This is a genomic window from Mycobacterium sp., from assembly GCF_049585075.1.
Classification (GTDB): domain Bacteria; phylum Actinomycetota; class Actinomycetes; order Mycobacteriales; family Mycobacteriaceae; genus Mycobacterium.
Genome location: NZ_JBAUZA010000556.1, coordinates 1 through 18173, shown reverse-complemented (window position 1 = coordinate 18173; position 18173 = coordinate 1). Strand labels below are relative to the sequence as shown.

The window sequence follows — 18173 nt, the reverse complement described above, 5'->3', positions numbered from 1 at the left end:
GTTATGGATAACGCCAAACAAGCGGTAGCGGCGACCGGACTGCTCGTCGCGGCGATGCGCGCCGAGGAATCAGCCCGTGACGACGCTCTTTTCACCGATCCGTTCGCCCAACGGCTGGCCGGCGACGACGGCCGGCGGTTGCTTGCCGACGCCGCTGCCAAGACCGAACAGCCGTCGGCACCGATCGTCGTTCGCACCAGGTTCTTCGACGAGGCGCTGCTGCGCGCCCAGGCCGACGGCGTTTCGCAGGTGGCCATCCTCGCCGCAGGCATGGACGCTCGCGCATTCCGATTGCCATGGCAGCGCGGCGTAGTCATTTACGAAGTCGACCAGCCCCACATGATCGCGACCAAAGACGAACGACTCGCGGGTGAGCAACCGCGCTGCCGACGTGTTGCGGTCGGCGTCGACCTGGCTGATGACTGGCCGAAAGTTCTGCAGTCACAAGGGCTTAGCTTTACCTCGAGGACGGTGTGGCTGATCGAGGGGCTGCTGCAGTACCTCGAAGCCTCGGATGTCGACAATCTGTTCGCCCGCGTCGATGCGTTGTCGGCTCCGGGTTCGGTGCTGTTGTACGACATCGTCGGTAAGACGATGTTGGAGGCGGAGTTCCTGCAGCCGACGCTGGACTACATGGCAAAGCTGGGGGCGCCGTGGACGTTCGGCAGCGACACCCCGGCTGCTCTCGTCGAGAACCGGGGCTGGACCGCCACCGTCACTGATGCGGCCGAGCCCGGAAACCGGTGGAATCGATGGATGCATCCACCGGTTCCTGCCGATGTGCCCGGGGCGCCGCGCGGCTATTTCATCGAGGCGATCAAGGCCTAGCCCGGCGACGATGCAGAGCGCGAAGCGCGATGAGGAGGAGTCGGGCAATCGAACCCAGTCGGCGACGATGTAACCCGAGCCGCTATGGACCGGTGACATGGCACTATTCTCAGCGGAGCCACGGTTGGCAACAGGCAGGCGGTATGTGACGGCACACGGCGAACCCGTCGACCCGCGTCCCTTGCGGGTAGTGCCCGACGGCGGCTATCCCAACTGGGAGGCGGTGTACCAGGACAACGCCACCTGGGTGTATCGCACTATCTTCGCCCGGGTGGGCAACCGGGCCGACGCAGAGGACCTCACCGCCGAAGTCTTCCTCGCCGCGCTGCGACCGCTGCGGTTGACGGCAAGCGTCGGCGAGATTCGCGCTTATCTACGGGCCACCGCGCGAACGGTGCTGGCCGCGCATTGGCGCGAAACGCTGGGACGTGAGATCACCACGATCGATGACGATATCGAGCAACCACCCGACCGCGAAGAGGTGATCAGCACCGCTCCCAAGCGAGTCGCCCAGGTTCTTCAGCGGCTGCCGGACAATTATCGAAGGATCTTGGAACTGCGGTTCTTGCAAGGCCGTTCGATCAAAGAGTCGGCCGCCGAGCTCGGGGTCAGCGTCGCCAACGCCAAGGTGCTCCAGCATCGCGCACTGCGGCTGGCCGCACAGGTCAACGAGAAGGACGAATCATGAACGCGCGCGGGTTGCGCAGGTATGTCGACGACCTGTTGCGGGGTCGTCGTCCTAAGCCGTTCCGGCCCGACGATTTTGAAGCTGCGCAAATCCGGACGGCCATCGATCTCCAGGCGGCGCGGCTCGGCAGTGATGCGCCGCGAGAGGAATTCCTCACTGACCTGCGCCACCGTCTTGCCGCACAAATGGAAGCCACTGCACAGCCGGCAGGACAACCCGGGGCCACCCGCAGGCATGTCATCGTCGGCACGTCGGCAGCAGCGGCCGCCGCGGTGGCGGCGGTATCCATCGATCGAGCGCTGATCGATAGTGGGCAGGTCGCCGACGGCGACAACAAGTACAACTCCGGCGAGCTCACCCCAAACGCCGGGCGCTGGCAGCGGGTCGCGGCAAGTGCGGAGGTGCCCGACGGCGTCATGCACCCGTTCGATCTCGGCTCGGTTGTCGGATTCGTTCGCCGTGTCGACGGCAAGCCCGAAGCCGTGTCGGGGGTCTGCACCCATCAGGGCTGCCGATTGTGGTTCGACGCACCCGAGGCCCGGCTGCGCTGCCCGTGCCACTCGACGTCGTTTTCGCCCGCCGGCCAGGTGCTGACGCATCAATTGCCGATCTCGCCGAAGCCGTTGCCCACGTTGATGGTTCGTGAACAAGGTGGTGTCATCGAGGTATTCGCCCCGCCGAGTCCTAACGAGCCGGCCTGACGGCCTGTAACCCGCCGCCCTATCTGTTGGCAGTGCTTGGTCTCTTACGTCCTTCGCCGACCGATGGAGGTGCAACGTTATGCCCGAACGATATCGGGGCGCGCGGGTGGTGCTGCTGGCAGGAATGATGCTGGCCTCATGCTCGTCGCCGCCGACCCACCAGACGTCGCCATCGGTGACGTTCGGGTCGGGCGCGACGACGCCGGGAATGCCGGGGATGGGCGGCATGCCCTCGATGTCGGGCCCGCCGGCGGGCGCCTCGACGTCGGCGACGGGATCTGCGGCTCCGGTAGCCGGTGACGCGGTCAGCATTGACAACTTTGCCTTCGTCCCGGCGACGCTGACCGTTCGCGCGGGAAGCACGGTCACCTGGACCAACCACGACGAAGAGCCGCACACGATAGCCGCCAACGACGGGTCGTTTCACTCACCCGGAATGGGCTCGCAGGGCACGTATTCGCACATATTCCCGACCGCAGGCAAGTTCGATTACGTGTGCTCGATCCACCCATACATGCACGCGACAGTGGTTGTCACGCAATGACCGACGCTGAGCACTCGATGAGCCGCCGACAACTGATCCGGCACAGCGCATGGTTCGGTGCGGCCGTCGGCCTGGCGGTGATCGGTGGTGAAGTGATCTCGCACGTCGCCGGTACCGCGGAGGCCGCGCGGGCTCAAGGCCGGCCCGCGCTGCGATTCGCTCAGGTCAGCGACAGCCACATCGGGTTCTCCGGAAAGGCGAATTCGAATGTCGCAGGCTCGTTCGGCCAGGCGATCGAGCGCATCAATAACCTCGGTTACACACCCGACTTCGTCATCCACACCGGCGATCTCACCCACCTGGCCACGCCGGATCAGTTCGATCAGGTCAAGCAGATGATGACCGGGCTGCGTACGCCGCATGTCTTCACCGTGCCAGGCGAGCACGACTCGGTCGACGATGCGGGCCAAAAGTATCGAAGCGTGTTCGGCGCGGGAACCCGCGGTGAAGGCTGGTACAGCTTCGACATCGCCGGCGTGCATGTGATTGCGCTGGTGAACACGCTCAATTTGAAAAAGCTCGGTCACCTGGGTGTCGATCAACTGGACTTCATCGCGAAGGATGTGGCGGCGCTGCGCAGTGATACGCCGATCATCGTGTTCAGCCATATACCGCTGTTCGCAATGTATCCGAATTGGGGCTGGGGTACCGACGACGCCACCCAGGCGCTGAGCTATCTGCGCCGCTTCTCGTCGGTGACCTGCCTCAACGGCCATGTCCACCAGGTCTTTTCCAAGACGGAAGACAATGTGACGTTCTACAGCGGCACCACGACGGCGTATCCGCTACCTCATCCCGGCGACGGTCCGGCACCGAAGCCCGTCACCCTGCCGGCAGGCAAATTGCACGACGCGCTGGGTATCCGCGAGGTCAGCTACACCCGGGGACACGCCGCCCTCGCATTGAAAGAACGGACACTGCAATGAGGTTCGCCGGGTTGCTGATCCGAATCGGAATCGCGGCTGCGGTGGTCGTCAGCGGGATCAGCCACACCTATCTGTATATCCATGGTTACCAGCATATTCCGACGATCGGCACGGCTTTCGTTGTGCAGGCCGGGGTCTCATTCGCACTCGCTGCGCTGATCCTGCTCGGCGGGCCGCCGTGGCTTCAGTGGGCAGCGGCCGCGTTGGCCGGCGGTGCACTGGTCGCCTTCGCGTTGTCGCGCACCGTCGGGCTTTTCGGGTTTTCCGAACAGGGCTGGGAGCCGGCGCCGCACGCGGCGATCAGCGTGGTCGCTGAAGTGCTGACCATCGGGCTCTGGACGGCCTATCTGGCCGAGGGGCGGCGCGTTCGCAGGTAAGCCGTGCATACTCTTCTGTAGGTCTCAAACAGAGGGGTTGGGCGCATGTTGTTCCGTGCGACTCTGGTCGCGGTAAGTATCGTCACGGCTGCGATTGGCTCGGCGTCACTGGCCGGCGCAGACCCGCATTGCGCCGCAGGTCAGTGCGGTCCGGCCCCGGGCCAGACCCCGTCATACCAGGATGGGTACAACAGCGAGCACGCCTTTTACTCGCAGCCGAGGAATAGCACCTTCCTGAAAAACGAGATGAAACAGGCCGGCTACGACACCGGCCTGGTTTGCCAACTCGAGATGGGCGGCGGACCGGTACCGCCCAATCAGAACGATTGGATACGCGGTTGCGTAGACGCGTTGCACGATCTGGGATTCAAGCCCTGAGCTGAGTGGCTTTCTCAGTTGTTCGTTTTCGTCAACGCGACGGGCTAGTCGGTCAACCTGCCGACTTACAGGTCATGCCAGCAGGCGCGAGGAGTGTGGCCATGATTGATGCACGGTTCGTCGCAACGGCCATCGCCGCCGCGGCGCTCGGCGCGGCCGGCCTGGCCAGCGCCGACCCGGCGAGCCAGCCGGTCCCCAATATGAGCCACGATGCGGCGCTCGGGAAGTCCTGCGCTACCCCGACCGGACGCTACATCTTCGGATACGACGCCAGCGGCAAGGTTTTGGCATGTGGTCGACCCGGCCAACCCCATGTGTGGGTCGATGCCGGGACGCTGGTCGGGGTTCGACAGATCGGCGGCAAGCAGTGCGTGGAGGAGATACACGCCCTCGCTCCAGACGGTAGTGGGGGATTTACTGCACAGTCACCCGACGGCGTCCCCTTGATATGCGCTTACCCCACCGATACCTGGGAGATAATGCCCACCCGTTAGTCCTTCTTGGACGGGATCACTATCACGACGATCAGCGTCAGGATGCTGAAGAACAGTCCAAGGATGCCCCACCCGAATGGGTTGCGGCCCTTCATCGCTGCGATGGCTGCACAAATTATCGCCGCGATGATACTGCCGATCGCGACGAAAATGCCTTTGATGCCGCGCAGGATAAAGCCTGCGGCCTCCGGCTGGCTGTAGGCGGCCAGCACTAGTTGATGGAACATGATGACCTCCTGTGCGCCGGACGGGATCTCAGTGCTCGTGTTCCGGACTGGGATACCCAGGAGAGCCGGAATCAAACGGCGCTGTGGTCTCCTTCGTGTTGTCGCGCAGATCCAGGATCAGCAGCGCAATCGGAAGCAGCACCGCCGCAACTAGGCCTATTTTTTCGGTGACTGCCGCCGCCGCCGTGTAGTGGTGCTGATGGGTGAGGTGAAACAGCAAGTGGGGGATGGCGAACACCAAGTAGGCAATCAGCGCGGTGCGCACAATCAGTCGCTCCATGGTCACCGCTGCGACGAATAACACCACCGTCAGCGCAAGGTTCAGCGCACCGACATCGCGCATCAGGTGTTCGGAATACGGCGGCAACAGGCTCACCCCAGGGACGTGGTCGTAGAAGACCCGCGGAGTCAGCGTCGCAACAGCTCCCACCGCGAGTTCGGTGAGCGCGAGGAACCAGATACCTGCTCGCAGCAGCACATCGGTGAGCTTCATCGCCGCTGCCATCGACGGAGAGGTAGGTAGGTACGAAGCGCGTCGGCGTACGGGACGACACCGGCGGCGAACTGCTCGCTGAGGTACTCCTCGAAGGTGACTGTGCCTTGTGCGTGATCCGGCGCCAGGTGGCCGCCGGCACGGTATGCCCGAAACACCCTGCCCGGTAGCAGGATTGGCAGAATCAGGCGATGCTTGCCGACCATTGCCAAGTAGCTGCGGGCAAGGTCGCTGACCGCACGGACCTCTGGCCCGCCGAAATCTGGTGCCCTGCCGGTGGGTTCGCCGAGCGCGAGCTCGGCGAGCCGGGTACCGACCTCGCGCACATCGACCGGCTGAAAACTCCAGCCGGCGGGCAGGGCCATGATCGGTGGTTTGGCCAACATGCGTAGCAGCATGGCGATGAGATCGTGGAACTGAGTCGCCCGCAGCACCGTCCACGGCAGGCCGGACCTTGCGACCAGCTCTTCATCGGCCACTTTTCGCCGGTACACCGGGACACGGTCGGAGCCGACGATCGAGGTGTACACCAGATGCGGGGAGCCGGCTTGTTTCGCCGCCTCGACCAGATGATCCACGTGTTCGGAGCACTGCACGATGGTGTCGACGCCGGCGACAGCCGCATCGAGCCCGTCGCCGGTGCGCAGGTCGCCGGTGACGTGTTCGGCGTCGTTGTGTTGGTGGGTCCGCCGGCCTCGGCTGAGGATGCGCACGCTGGCGCCGGATGTGAGGAGCTGATCGACCACCGCTCGGCCTAAGACGCCGGTGCCGCCGACCACGAGTACGCGTTTCGTCATACCTTATGGACCGGATAGCCCGGCGGGGTGTGACAGCTGCCGGTCCAGGAATCGCAATTTGTCCGGGTTCGCGACGACTCGCAGGGCGGCTATCCGGTCGCCATCTGTTTGGAAAAACAGCACGCCAGCCAGCACCGAGTCGGTGAAACCGAGCACCGCAGGCTCGCCGTTGACCTCGACGCCGAATTGGAGCTGTATTGCGGGCAAGGGTCGGCTAAACGCACCCGCCACGTATCGGGCCACCCGGTCGCGGCCCACCACCGGCCGCCGCGCGGCCGCCACTTTCCCGCCACCGTCGGCGGTGGACGTGACATCGGCGGTCAGCATGGGGACCAACCCGGCGACGTCACCGCTGCGGCTTGCGGTCAAGAAACGGTCCACCAGGTCGCGCCACCGCGCCGGATCGGGCTGGAACCGAGGCGCCGGATCACCGAGTCGTTGCTTTGCCCGGCGGTGCAACTGGCGAGCGTTGGCTTCGGTGGTTTCCATGAACTCGCCGATGTCGCGGTGGCTGTAGCCGAATGCTTCCCTGAGCACGAACACGGCGCGCTCGCTGGGGCCGAGCCGCTCCATCAGGGAGAGCAACGCGATCGACACCGAATCGCGAAGCTCGGCGGTTTCCAACGGCCCCAACGTTCCATCGCTGGTGATGACGGGTTCCGGCAGCCACGGACCCATGTAGATCTCCCGCCGAGCACGAGCCGACGTCAATCGGTTGAGGCACAAGTTCGTGACGACCTTGCTCAACCAGGCCGGCAAGGAGCCGATCGTCGCTCGATCGGTCGCGTGCAACCGTAGGTAGGCGTCTTGCACTGCGTCTTCGGCCTCGCCTGCTGACCCCAATAACCGGTAAGCAAGCCCGAACAGGCGGGGCCGCTGCGATTCGAACTCCTCCGCTACCGCGGTCATTTGCCTTAAGATCTGCCTCGCAACCCGTGGACGAAGTCCTTCGTCTCTGCCCAACTCGGCAGCAGGCCGGCGGCGCGCACTTCCGCGAGGGAGGGTGCTGCGGCATCGCGGTCAGACAACAGCAATTCGTGTCCGCTCGGCCAGTCGATCGCCAGCGTCGGGTCGGTGGGGGCAATGGTGTGTTCGCGTTGCGGGTTATATTCCGTGGAGCATAGGTACATCACCGTCGAGTTATCTTGCAGCGCAAGGAAACCGTGCGCGAGACCCTCGGAGAGATACACCGTCCTACGGTCACGGTCGTCGAGCAGAACCGAGTCCCACTGACCGAAAGTTGGTGAGCCAACCCGGACATCGACGACGACGTCGAACACCGATCCGGTAAGGCAGGTCACGTACTTGGCCTGGCTCGGTGGCAGCTGGGCGAAATGCAGGCCGCGCAGCACACCGGCTGCCGAGACCGAACAGTTGGCCTGCCGCACGTCTAGCCGGTGACCGGCGAACCCGGCGAAGCCGCGGTCGGTGAGCCACTCGAAGAACATTCCACGCGAATCGGAATGCAGTTGCGGGGTGATCTCCCACGCGCCAGCGATGTCGAGTTCACGAACCTGCACGTCAACGGCCCCATTGTTCGTAGCGGGCTTCGACGGCAGCTTTCAGCGGACCCCACCATGATTCGTTTTCCCGATACCAGTCGATGGTCTCACGCAGGCCCTCGGTAAAATCGGTATGCTTTGGCGCCCAGCCTAATTCGTTGCACAGCGGGGTCGGGTCGATGGCGTAGCGTAGGTCGTGGCCGACCCGATCGATGACGTAATCGAAGTCGTCGGGATCGCGTCCCATCAGTTGGAGCAATGTCTGCAGCACAGACACGTTGTCGCGTTCGCCGTCGGCGCCGATCAAATAGGTCCGGCCGACTTGGCCGCCGGTCAGAATCCGCCGGACCGCGTCGTTGTGGTCCTCGACGTGGATCCAATCCCTGACGTTGGTTCCTTTGCCGTACAACTTCGGCCGACGCCCGGTCAGCACGTTGGTGATCTGGCGCGGAATGAACTTCTCCAGGTGCTGATACGGCCCATAGTTGTTGGAGCAGTTCGAGATCGTCGCGCGAACGTCATAGGAGCGCACCCAGGCTCGCACGAGCATGTCGGAGCCGGCTTTTGTCGCCGAGTACGGACTCGACGGGTTGTAGGGCGTGGACTCGGTGAACCGCTGCGGGTCGTCGAGCGCGAGATCGCCGTAAACCTCATCGGTGGAGACGTGGTGCAGCCGGACCCCATGCCGGCGCACCGCCTCCAGAATCGTGAACGTCCCGATCACATTGGCCCGCAGGAACGGCGCCGGGTCGGCCAACGCGTTGTCGACGTGGGTTTCGGCCGCGAAGTGCACCACCGCGTCAGCCTCGGCGACCAGGCGGGAGACCAATTCGGCGTCAGTGACGTCGCCCTGGACCAGCCGGATCTCGTTTTCGACGGGAGCCAGCGATTCGCGGGTGCCCGCATATGTCATGGCATCGAGCACCGTCACCGCGTCTTCCGGATGCTCGCGAACGGTGGTGTGCACGAAGTTGGCGCCGATGAAACCGGCGCCGCCGGTCACCAGCAGCCGCATGGGGGAACTCTAGCCGGGCGCCGATTCGGGCCCCGAGCTAACCGCCGATTCCGTTATCGAGGCCGAGATGGGTTCCGAAATACCAAGGGACGCCGACCTGCACGACCACCGCGACGAGGACACATGCGATAAGGCTTGCCAGCAGTCCCACGGCACGCCGTCGGGCCTTCATCGGCGAAAAGGCGAGGACCAGAAACAGCAAACCGAATGCGGCCTGCACATAACCGAAAACCTCTAGCGGCCTATCGGCGGCTCGGTCGTAGTCGGTGAGGTGTCCGTCCGGAAAGCCGGCCAAGGCCACTTCGCTGTAGGTCATGAACGCTAGCAACAGCGCGGCGAGGGCGCAGACCACGCAAGCGATTCGTACCACGCCACTACGAAGCACCATGACGACCCCGTCCGCCAGATCAGCTGGTGGGCGTCAGCCCCAACGGCCCGGCCAGTTCGCTCAGCACGGGCAGCAGGGTCTCTGGCGTCCAGCCGCCCAGCACCTGGATCGCCACGTGATCGGCGCCGGCCTCGAGATGTTCATTGAGACGCTGCGCAATGGCTTCGGGGGTTCCGTAGGCCACCACCGAGTCGATCAGCCGGTCGCTGCCGGGCTTGCGCACGTCGTCTTCGCTGAATCCCAGTCGCAGCCAGTTATTCACGTAGTTGCTCAGGCCCAGGTAGTGGTCGACGGTCTCGCGGCCAATGCGGCGGGCCTCCGCGGCGTCGGTGCTCAGCACCACCTTGTGCTCGGGTGCCAGGAACACCGACCCACCGAGCTTGTCGCGAGCCTTGGCCGTGTGTTGCGGCGTGGTCAGATATGGGTGCGCGCCCGCACTGCGTTCGGCGGCCAGCTTCAGCACCTTGGGGCCCAGCGCCGCGAGCACCCGGCGACTGGTCGGCACCATGGCGCTGTCCAGTTGGTCGAGGTAACCGACCAGCGCATCGAAGGGCTTCACGTATTCCTCGGTGTGCTCGCGATGGCCCACCCCGATACCCAGCAAAAACCTTCCCGGATGGGCGTTTTCGATGCGTTCAAAAGATTTGGCGACCACCGGCGCCGGCGCCGACCAGATGTTGACGATCCCGGTGGCCAGCTGCAGCGAATTAGTCTGCGCCAGAGCCGGATCCACCCAATCCAACTCCGCGTCTGGCGATCCGCCGACCCAGGCCGCGCCGTAACCGAGCGACTCGATTTGCGCGGCCAGTTCGGGTGCCAGCGAGCGGAAGGCCAGCCATACGCCGAACCGGCCCAGGTCAGGTTTCAGCGATACGGCCTCGGTCATCTAGTTCCCCCTCTTGTTGCTCACGACTGATTCAGTCCAAGCGGCCCCGCCAATTCGGCCAGCGCCGAGACCAGGTTCTCACTTTTGGTCAGGACCTGAACGGCGACGTGGTCGGCGCCGGCGTCGAGGTGTTCATTGAGCCGGGCAGCTATCGCGTCGATCGTGCCGTAGGCAACCACGGCATCGACCAACCGGTCACTGCCGGGGCGCGTCACGTCGTCGTCGGTGAACCCCAGCCGCCGCCAGTTGTTCAGGTAGTTGGCCAGGTTGAGGTAAATATCGAGCGCCTTTCGGCCGACCGCCCGGGCGCGACCCGCATCGGTGGTCAGAACCACCTTGTGCTCGGGTGCCAAGAACGCCGACGGGCCGATCAGTTCGCGGGCCTGCGCCGTGTGCTCCGGCGTGGTGAGGTAGGGATGCGCTCCACCGCTGCGGTGCGCCGAAAGCTTCAACACTCGCGGGCCCAGCGCGGCAACCACTCGGCGGTTGGCCGGCACACCGTAATCGTCAAGGCGGTCCAGGTACTCGACCAGCGCGTCGTAGGGCTTGCGGTATTCGCTGATCGCCTCGGGGTGCCCGACGCCGATACCCAGCAGGAACCGGCCGGGGTAGGCCTTATCGATGCGGTGGAACGACTCGGCGACCGGTTTGGCGGGCGCCGACCAGATGTTGACGATGCCGGTGGCCACCTGCAGCGTGGTGGTCGCTTCCAGGATCGGCTCCACCCATTCCAGCTCGGCCGGCGGTGAACCGCCTACCCAGACGGCCCCGTAGCCAAGGGCTTCGATTTCTTTGGCCTGCTGCGGGGTGACGCCGCGGCCGAACGATCCGAACCGACCAAGGTTGGGCTTACTCGCTGCATCAGTCATGGTGTCTCCAACCGGTCGCGTGATATCGCTATTCCGTCAGCTCTGCATCCAGGTCGGGATCGGCCAAGTCCTCGACGCGAGGCTTTTCCAGCGGCAGCAACACGATGAAGCGGGTATTGCCCGGCACAGACTCCACCCGCAGATCCCCGCGATGCTTTTTCACGACGATGTTGAACGCCAAATCCAGCCCGAGGCCGGTGCCTTCGCCGAACGGTTTGGTGGTGAAGAACGGTTCGAAGATGTGCTCGCGGATGTCCTCGGGGATGCCGGGCCCGGTGTCGCAGATCTCGATACGGGCCAGCTTCTCGCCTTCTCTGCCGGTGCGGACGGTCAGCGTGCCGCCGGTATCGCGCATCGCCGCCAGCGCGTTGTCGATGATGTTGGTCCAGACCTGGTTGAGATCGCCTGGGAAGCAAGGGATCTCGGGAAGCGATTGGTCGAATTCTTTGACCACTGTGATCGCGCCGGGTTGCTTGTCTTTGCTCAATCGGTCTGCGAACATCACGAGCGTGCTGCGCAGCAGTTCGTGCACATCGGCCACATCGAACAGGGCGCGGTCCATCCGGGAATATTGCTTGGCGTCGGCGACCAACGCCGAAATCCGTTTGCTCGCTTCCGAAATCTGGTTCATCAGAAGCTCGCTCTCGATGGTGTAGCTGATCCAGCGGATCGCCTCTTCCAGCGAAGCCGATCTATCCAATTCTTCTGCGGTCGCGGCGATCCGCTGCAACCAGTCGGTACCGACGCCGCCTTCGACCAACGTCGGCGCGATGTCCCACCCGCCGGCGATGTCGTGGTCCTCCAGCCACTCGCCGACGGCGTCCTCGCGGTCGGCGGTCTCGAGCGCGGTCAGATGCTGCGACGCCGATTTGGCGACCTGCTCGGCGACCGCGTCCTGCAGCTGCACCAGAGCGTTCAGCGTCTCGGGGCTGACGGTGCCGTCGGCGAGCATCGCCAGTTTCCCGCGCATGCCGGAGATCCGGCCGCGCAGCTCGTCGGCCGCCCGTGCGATGGCCGCGGCGGGATTGTTCAGCTGATGGGTCAGCCCGGCCGACAACCGGCCCAGCGCGAGCAGCTTCTCCCGGTTGGCAATGACCCGGCGGGTGCGTTCCTGGCCGACCGCCATCCCGTCGAGCAGGTGGACGGCCATCGGGAACTGCTCCTTCATGAAGTCGGCGAAAGCCGGCGCGTCGAGCACGAAAAACCGCGACGGCTTGGTGACGTACACCGAGGCGTCGTAGCTCTGCCGTTGCAGCTGACCGGTGAAGGCTCGCCACGCGCCGCAATAGACCCCGCGCTGGGACGTCCGGTTGGTCTCGATGTCCTGACCACCGGAGAGCTTCGACATGGCCAGTTCGCCCTCGATCAGGACGTACAAGCAGGTTGCCGGTTCGCCCTCGACGATGATTGGTCCCGGCTGAAATTCCTCGATATCCCCGTTGGCGCACAACATCTCGAGCTGCTCATCGGTCAGCGCCTCGAACAAGAACAGGGTGCGCAGCTCGTCGACGTGACACCGGTGAGATGCGGTCATGACTCCGCCAGGTAGCGGTGGACCAGCATCACGGCCATCGATCCTTCGCCGACTGCGGCTGCGACGCGTTTAGCGGACTCGGCGCGCACATCGCCGGCCACGAACACGCCCGGCACGCTGGTTTCCAGGTGGTGTGGCGGACGGTCCAGCGTCCATCCGCAGACGTTGCGCAGGTCCGGCCCGGTGAGGATGAAGCCGCGATCGTCGCGGGCAACTACCCCGTCCAGCCAGTCGGTGCGCGGCGCGGCGCCGATGAAGATGAACATTCGGCCGCAGGCGACGTCCTCGGTTTCACCGGTCCGGTTGTCGATCAGGGTGAGCTTCTCCAGGTGATCGTCTCCGGTAGCGCAATGAACTTCGGTACAGGTGCGCACGGTGATCTTGGGAGTCTGCTCGATCTGTTCGATCAGGTAGTGCGACATCGAGGCTTCCAACGACGGGGCACGCACCACGATCGTGACCGATTTGGCTTCGCGGGACAGATACATCGCGGCCTGGCCGGCCGAATTGGCCCCGCCGATCACGTAGACCTCTTCGCCCTTGCAGTCCGACGCGATCGACACGGCGGCCCCGTAGTAGATGCCTCGGCCGGTCAACTCGTCGCAGCCTGTCGCCGCCAGCTGTCGATACGCGACGCCGGTGGCCAGGATCACCGCGTGCGCGTCGATGGAACCGCCGTCGGAGAACCGGATGGTGCGCTTGGACCCGTTGACCTCCAGCGCGGTGGCCGTGCGGGCGGTGATCAATTCGGCGCCGAACTTCTCCGCCTGTCTGCGGGCCCGGTCGGCCAGCTGGCCGCCCGACACCCCGTCCGGAAAGCCGAGATAGTTCTCGATCCGCGAGCTCTGCCCGGCCTGACCGCCGGTCGCGGTGCGTTCGATGAGCACGGTGCGCAGTCCCTCGGAGGCGCCGTAGACGGCGGCGGCCAGGCCCGCGGGTCCGCCACCGACGACGATCAGGTCGTAGAACTCCTGCGACGGCGTGGTGGTCAGGCCCAACGTGTCGGCCAGTTCGGCGTCGCTGGGCTCGATCAGGGTGTCGCCGCGTTCGGTGACGACGACCGGTAGCCGCAGGCCGTCCTCGCCGGCGGCGGCCAACAACTGCTCGCCGTCGGGGTCGTCGGCCATGAACCAGTTGTAATAGAGCCCATTGCGGGCCAGGAAGTCGCGCACCTGCCAGGACCGTGCCGACCAGCGGTGCCCGATCACCTTGGTGTGTGGGATGGGGTGTTCGGGCGCCCGCTTCCACGCGTCCAGCAGCGAATCGATCACCGGATAGAGCTTTTCTTCGGGTGGGTCCCAGGGCTTGAGCAAGTAGTGGTCGAGGTCGACGACGTTGATCGCGTCGATGGCGGCGTGGGTGTCGGCGTAAGCGGTGAGCAGCACCCGTCGCGCCGCGGGATAGAGGTCCATCGCGTGCTCGAGGAATTCGATGCCGGTCATCTGCGGCATCCGGTAGTCGGCGACGAGCGTCGCGACGGTCTCACCGCGCAGTTTGAGCTGCTTGAGGGTTTCCAGCGCGTCCGGGCCCGACTCGGCCCGCACGATCCGGTGAGCTTCGCCGTAGTGGCGACGTAGATCCCTGGCAACTGCCCGGGATACCGCGGGATCGTCGTCGACGGTCAAGATCACCGGTTTGCGGCTCTGGGCATCGGGAGTTGAGGGGCTTGTCATTGGGTTTAAGTATGCGCCTGTCAGGGCTCGTTCGCGGGCCGAGGTCGGCCGGTTCCGATTCCGCCGACAGCGATTTTGGCCAGCAGGAATGAGCGGGTATCGTGGACCAACGGTGCGTCATCGCGCTGGTTTCTTGCGTGCCCCAGGAATTGCGGGAATTTTCCGAACACCGGCTCACGTTGCAAAGCCAGCCAATGCTGCGCCGAACCGGGCTCAGCTGAAACAAAACGAAGCGACGAAACTAAAAGACGAGGATTTCTAGGAAGTTATGGCCAAGAAGGACGGCGCCATAGAGGTCGAGGGCCGCGTGGTCGAGCCCCTGCCCAATGCGATGTTCCGCATTGAGCTGGAGAACGGACACAAGGTGCTCGCCCACATCAGCGGCAAGATGCGGCAGCACTACATCCGCATCCTGCCCGAGGACCGGGTGGTAGTGGAGTTGTCTCCCTACGACCTGACCCGTGGCCGCATCGTGTACCGCTACAAGTAACAGCCCGAACGACAAAGCCATCGAGTAGAAGAACAGGATCGAAGAGCCGTGAAGGTGAACCCGAGCGTCAAGCCGATCTGCGACAAATGCAGGGTGATCCGTCGGCATGGGCGGGTCATGGTGATCTGCTCTGATCCGCGCCACAAGCAGCGCCAGGGCTAGTCAGGGCTAACAAGACCCTGCCGTACCGACAACTGAATGCAGACCTCCCAGCACCAGTGAGGGGATAGGCCCCTCATAAACGTCCGGAACGGAGGCCGGACCCCGGAGCAGTCAGCCGGGAACGGACTGGGATCAGACCTCCGCGAACAGAAGGAATGCCACCCATGGCTCGAGTTGTGGGCGTTGACCTACCGCGCGATAAGCGCATGGAGGTCGCGCTGACCTATATCTACGGCGTTGGCCGTACCCGGTCGAATGAAATTTTGGCCGCCACCGGGATCGACAAAGACCTGCGCACCAAGGACCTCACCGACGATCAGGTGACCCATCTGCGCGACTACATCGAAGCCAATCTCAAGATCGAGGGTGACCTGCGCCGTGAGGTGCAGGCCGACATCCGTCGCAAGATTGAGATCGGCGCCTACCAAGGCCTCCGCCACCGCCGCGGGATGCCGGTGCGCGGCCAGCGCACAAAGACCAATGCGCGTACCCGCAAGGGCCCCAAGCGCACCATCGCCGGCAAGAAGAAGGCCAGGTAAGTCATGCCCCCAGCTAAGAAGGCAGGCGCTGCCGCCCCGAAGAAGGGTCAGAAGACCCGGCGGCGGGAAAAGAAGAACGTCCCGCACGGCGCCGCCCACATCAAGAGCACGTTCAACAACACGATCGTGACGATCACCGACCTGCAGGGCAACGTCATCGCCTGGGCGTCGTCGGGCCACGTCGGCTTCAAGGGTTCGCGTAAGTCGACGCCGTTCGCCGCCCAGCTGGCCGCCGAGAACGCCGCCCGCAAAGCCCAGGAGCACGGCGTGAAGAAGGTCGACGTTTTCGTGAAGGGCCCGGGCTCGGGCCGCGAGACCGCGATCCGGTCGCTGCAGGCTGCCGGCCTGGAGGTTGGCGCGATCGCTGATGTCACCCCCCAGCCGCACAACGGCTGCCGTCCGCCCAAGCGGCGCCGGGTCTAGGAGAAGAACAGACAATGGCTCGTTACACCGGACCGATCACCCGGAAATCACGCCGGCTGCGCACCGACCTCATCGGTGGCGACCAGGCGTTCGAGAAGCGCCCCTATCCGCCCGGCCAGCATGGTCGCGCGCGGATCAAGGAGAGCGAGTACCTGCTGCAGATGCAGGAGAAGCAGAAGGCCCGCTTCACCTACGGCGTCATGGAGAAGCAGTTCCGCCGCTACTACGAAGAGGCCGCGGGCCGTCCCGGCAAGACCGGCGATGAGCTGCTGCAGATCCTGGAAAGCCGGCTGGACAACGTCGTTTACCGCGCCGGCATCGCCCGCACCCGCCGGATGGCTCGACAGCTGGTCAGCCACGGCCACTTCACCGTCAACGGCGTGCACGTCAACGTCCCCAGCTATCGGGTGTCGCAATACGACATCATCGATGTGCGGGACAAGTCGGTGAACAGCGTGCCGTTCCAGATCTCCCGCGAGACCGCCGGCGACCGTCCGATCCCCAGCTGGATTCAGGTGGTCGGCGAGCGGCAACGGATCCTGATCCACCAACTGCCGGAGCGCGCTCAGATCGAGGTGCCGCTCACCGAGCAGCTGATCGTCGAGTACTACTCGAAGTAAGAGTCCTGCACCAACCGGTGCAGGTACCTAAACGGCATCAAATAGCGGGTGCCGAGAAGGAGAAGAAGAAACACCATGCTGATCTCACAGCGACCCACCCTGGCCGAAGAGGCCATCAACGACAACCGTTCGCAGTTCGTCATCGAGCCGCTGGAGCCGGGATTCGGCTACACGCTTGGTAACTCGCTGCGCCGCACGCTGCTGTCGTCGATTCCCGGCGCGGCAGTCACCAGCATCCGCATCGACGGCGTGCTGCACGAGTTCACCACCGTGCCCGGCGTCAAGGAAGATGTCACCGACATCATCTTGAACCTCAAGAGCCTGGTGGTGTCCTCCGAAGAAGACGAGCCGGTGACGATGTATCTGCGCAAGCAGGGCCCGGGCGAGGTCACCGCCGGCGACATCGTGCCGCCGGCCGGTGTCACCGTGCACAACCCCGAGATGCACATCGCGACGCTGAACGACAAGGGCAAGCTCGAGATCGAGCTGGTCGTCGAGCGTGGCCGCGGTTATGTCCCGGCAGTGCAGAACAAGGCATCGGGCGCCGAAATCGGCCGTATCCCCGTCGATTCCATCTACTCGCCGGTGCTCAAGGTGACCTACAAGGTCGACGCCACCCGTGTCGAGCAGCGCACCGACTTCGACAAGTTGATCCTCGATGTCGAAACCAAGAGCTCGATCGGCCCGCGTGACGCGTTGGCGTCGGCCGGTAAGACGCTGGTCGAATTGTTCGGTCTGGCACGCGAACTCAACGTCGAGGCCGAGGGCATCGAGATCGGCCCGTCGCCGGCCGAGGCGGACCACATCGCGTCGTTCGCGCTGCCGATCGACGACCTGGATCTGACCGTGCGTTCGTACAACTGCCTCAAGCGCGAGGGTGTGCACACCGTCGGCGAGTTGGTGTCGCGCACCGAGTCCGACCTGCTCGACATCCGCAACTTCGGGCAGAAGTCCATCGACGAGGTGAAGGTCAAGCTGCACCAGCTGGGTCTGTCGCTCAAGGACAGCCCCGCCAGCTTCGACCCGTCTGAGGTCGCCGGGTACGACGTCGCCACCGGGACCTGGTCCAGCGAGGGTGCCTACGACGACCAGGACTACGCGGAAACCGAACAGCTCTAACGCACTAACCAAAGGGAGTCTGCAATGCCCAAGCCCACCAAGGGCCGTCGCCTCGGCGGATCGTCTTCGCACCAGAAGGCGATTCTGGCCAACCTGGCCACGGCGCTCTTTGAGCACGGCCGGATCAAGACAACCGAGCCCAAGGCTCGGGCACTGCGGCCTTACGCTGAGAAGCTGATCACGCACGCCAAGAAGGGCACGCTGCACAACCGGCGTGAGGTGCTCAAGAAGATCCGCGACAAGGACATCGTGCACAGCCTGTTCGACGAGATTGCGCCGTTCTTCGCCGACCGCAACGGCGGCTACACCCGCATCATCAAAGTCGAGGCACGCCAAGGCGATAACGCCCCGATGGCGGTGATCGAGCTGGTGCGGGAGAAGACGGTCACCTCGGAAGCCGATCGTGCGCGTCGGGTCGGCGCTTCGAAGGCCGCTGCGAAGAAGGCGCCGGAGGCGGCCGCGGCGGCGCCGCAGGCCGCAGTCGAGCCGGAGGCCGCGGT

26 protein-coding genes are annotated in these 18173 nt (G+C 64.6%); 15 read left to right on the top strand and 11 right to left on the bottom strand.

Annotated elements, in window-relative coordinates:
* Positions 1-3 precede the first annotated feature (3 nt).
* The 8 genes from WB785_RS25415 to WB785_RS25380 all read left to right on the top strand — a co-directional run bounded on the left by WB785_RS25415 (position 4) and on the right by WB785_RS25380 (position 4936).
* Complete coding sequence (locus WB785_RS25415; RefSeq protein WP_424082970.1) at positions 4-828, top strand: SAM-dependent methyltransferase; 825 nt, start codon at positions 4-6, stop codon at positions 826-828.
* A gap of 145 nt (positions 829-973) precedes the next feature.
* Positions 974-1516 carry an RNA polymerase sigma factor gene (locus WB785_RS25410; RefSeq protein WP_424082968.1) on the top strand — a complete coding sequence of 181 codons (543 nt, stop codon included), beginning with the start codon at positions 974-976 and terminating at the stop codon, positions 1514-1516.
* A complete protein-coding gene (locus WB785_RS25405; protein WP_424082966.1) occupies positions 1513-2217 on the top strand; it encodes a Rieske (2Fe-2S) protein in 705 nt (234 codons plus the stop codon). The genes WB785_RS25410 and WB785_RS25405 overlap by 4 nt, the downstream gene beginning before the upstream one ends.
* Positions 2218-2296: 79 nt before the next feature.
* Complete coding sequence (locus WB785_RS25400; RefSeq protein WP_424082964.1) at positions 2297-2761, top strand: cupredoxin domain-containing protein; 465 nt, start codon at positions 2297-2299, stop codon at positions 2759-2761.
* Entirely contained in the window at positions 2758-3687 is a 930-nt protein-coding gene (locus tag WB785_RS25395; protein WP_424082962.1) for a metallophosphoesterase family protein, read from the top strand. Before WB785_RS25400 ends, WB785_RS25395 begins: the two co-directional genes overlap by 4 nt.
* Complete coding sequence (locus tag WB785_RS25390) at positions 3684-4064, top strand: hypothetical protein (RefSeq protein WP_424082961.1); 381 nt, start codon at positions 3684-3686, stop codon at positions 4062-4064. The genes WB785_RS25395 and WB785_RS25390 overlap by 4 nt, the downstream gene beginning before the upstream one ends.
* Positions 4065-4109: 45 nt before the next feature.
* Entirely contained in the window at positions 4110-4442 is a 333-nt protein-coding gene (locus WB785_RS25385) for a hypothetical protein (protein WP_424082959.1), read from the top strand.
* 101 nt (positions 4443-4543) lie between these two features.
* On the top strand, positions 4544-4936 hold the full coding sequence (locus WB785_RS25380; RefSeq protein WP_424082958.1) for a hypothetical protein: 393 nt from the start codon (positions 4544-4546) through the stop codon (positions 4934-4936).
* Here the strand turns inward: WB785_RS25380 and WB785_RS25375 are convergent.
* Genes WB785_RS25375 through WB785_RS25325 form a run of 11 tightly spaced genes read right to left on the bottom strand, consistent with a single transcriptional unit; the run spans position 4933 to position 14320 of the window.
* Positions 4933-5163 carry a deoxyribodipyrimidine photolyase gene (locus WB785_RS25375; protein ID WP_424082956.1) on the bottom strand — a complete coding sequence of 77 codons (231 nt, stop codon included), beginning with the start codon at positions 5161-5163 and terminating at the stop codon, positions 4933-4935. The genes WB785_RS25380 and WB785_RS25375 overlap by 4 nt on opposite strands.
* 28 nt (positions 5164-5191) lie before the next feature.
* Complete coding sequence (locus WB785_RS25370; RefSeq protein WP_424082954.1) at positions 5192-5656, bottom strand: hypothetical protein; 465 nt, start codon at positions 5654-5656, stop codon at positions 5192-5194.
* Entirely contained in the window at positions 5653-6453 is an 801-nt protein-coding gene (locus WB785_RS25365; protein ID WP_424082952.1) for an SDR family oxidoreductase, read from the bottom strand. Before WB785_RS25365 ends, WB785_RS25370 begins: the two co-directional genes overlap by 4 nt.
* A 3-nt stretch (positions 6454-6456) precedes the next feature.
* Positions 6457-7362, bottom strand: a complete 906-nt coding sequence (locus WB785_RS25360) for an RNA polymerase sigma-70 factor (RefSeq protein ID WP_424082951.1) — start codon at positions 7360-7362, stop codon at positions 6457-6459.
* Between the two features lie 5 nt (positions 7363-7367).
* On the bottom strand, positions 7368-7973 hold the full coding sequence (gene rfbC / locus WB785_RS25355) for a dTDP-4-dehydrorhamnose 3,5-epimerase (RefSeq protein WP_424082949.1): 606 nt from the start codon (positions 7971-7973) through the stop codon (positions 7368-7370).
* 1 nt (position 7974) lies between these two features.
* Entirely contained in the window at positions 7975-8970 is a 996-nt protein-coding gene (rfbB, locus tag WB785_RS25350) for a dTDP-glucose 4,6-dehydratase (RefSeq protein WP_424082947.1), read from the bottom strand.
* Positions 8971-9007: 37 nt separating this feature from the next.
* Complete coding sequence (locus WB785_RS25345) at positions 9008-9358, bottom strand: hypothetical protein (RefSeq protein WP_424082945.1); 351 nt, start codon at positions 9356-9358, stop codon at positions 9008-9010.
* A 19-nt stretch (positions 9359-9377) separates the two neighbouring features.
* Positions 9378-10244, bottom strand: coding sequence for an LLM class F420-dependent oxidoreductase (locus tag WB785_RS25340; protein ID WP_424082944.1), 867 nt, complete (start codon positions 10242-10244; stop codon positions 9378-9380).
* 20 nt (positions 10245-10264) lie between these two features.
* Positions 10265-11113: an LLM class F420-dependent oxidoreductase gene (locus WB785_RS25335; RefSeq protein ID WP_424082942.1), complete on the bottom strand. Its 849-nt coding sequence runs from the start codon at positions 11111-11113 to the stop codon at positions 10265-10267.
* A gap of 28 nt (positions 11114-11141) precedes the next feature.
* A complete protein-coding gene (locus WB785_RS25330; RefSeq protein WP_424082940.1) occupies positions 11142-12647 on the bottom strand; it encodes an ATP-binding protein in 1506 nt (501 codons plus the stop codon).
* On the bottom strand, positions 12644-14320 hold the full coding sequence (locus tag WB785_RS25325; protein ID WP_424082939.1) for an FAD-dependent oxidoreductase: 1677 nt from the start codon (positions 14318-14320) through the stop codon (positions 12644-12646). The genes WB785_RS25330 and WB785_RS25325 overlap by 4 nt, the downstream gene beginning before the upstream one ends.
* A 268-nt stretch (positions 14321-14588) precedes the next feature.
* Between WB785_RS25325 and infA the strand changes: the two genes are divergently transcribed.
* The 7 genes from infA to rplQ all read left to right on the top strand — a co-directional run.
* Positions 14589-14810 (top strand): translation initiation factor IF-1, encoded by a 222-nt coding sequence (gene infA / locus WB785_RS25320; protein WP_005140011.1) that lies wholly within the window; start codon positions 14589-14591, stop codon positions 14808-14810.
* 48 nt (positions 14811-14858) lie between these two features.
* Positions 14859-14972, top strand: coding sequence for a 50S ribosomal protein L36 (rpmJ, locus tag WB785_RS25315; RefSeq protein WP_003879483.1), 114 nt, complete (start codon positions 14859-14861; stop codon positions 14970-14972).
* Positions 14973-15136: 164 nt separating this feature from the next.
* On the top strand, positions 15137-15511 hold the full coding sequence (rpsM, locus tag WB785_RS25310; protein ID WP_424082932.1) for a 30S ribosomal protein S13: 375 nt from the start codon (positions 15137-15139) through the stop codon (positions 15509-15511).
* Positions 15512-15514: 3 nt separating this feature from the next.
* Positions 15515-15934 carry a 30S ribosomal protein S11 gene (rpsK, locus tag WB785_RS25305; protein ID WP_424082930.1) on the top strand — a complete coding sequence of 140 codons (420 nt, stop codon included), beginning with the start codon at positions 15515-15517 and terminating at the stop codon, positions 15932-15934.
* A gap of 14 nt (positions 15935-15948) precedes the next feature.
* The gene (gene rpsD, locus WB785_RS25300) at positions 15949-16554 is read left to right on the top strand and encodes a 30S ribosomal protein S4 (RefSeq protein WP_424082928.1); all 606 of its coding nucleotides are present in this window, start codon (positions 15949-15951) and stop codon (positions 16552-16554) included.
* A 75-nt stretch (positions 16555-16629) separates the two neighbouring features.
* A complete protein-coding gene (locus WB785_RS25295) occupies positions 16630-17673 on the top strand; it encodes a DNA-directed RNA polymerase subunit alpha (protein ID WP_424082927.1) in 1044 nt (347 codons plus the stop codon).
* A gap of 24 nt (positions 17674-17697) precedes the next feature.
* On the top strand, positions 17698-18173 hold a 476-nt coding region (gene rplQ / locus WB785_RS25290; RefSeq protein WP_424082925.1), incomplete at its 3' end, for a 50S ribosomal protein L17.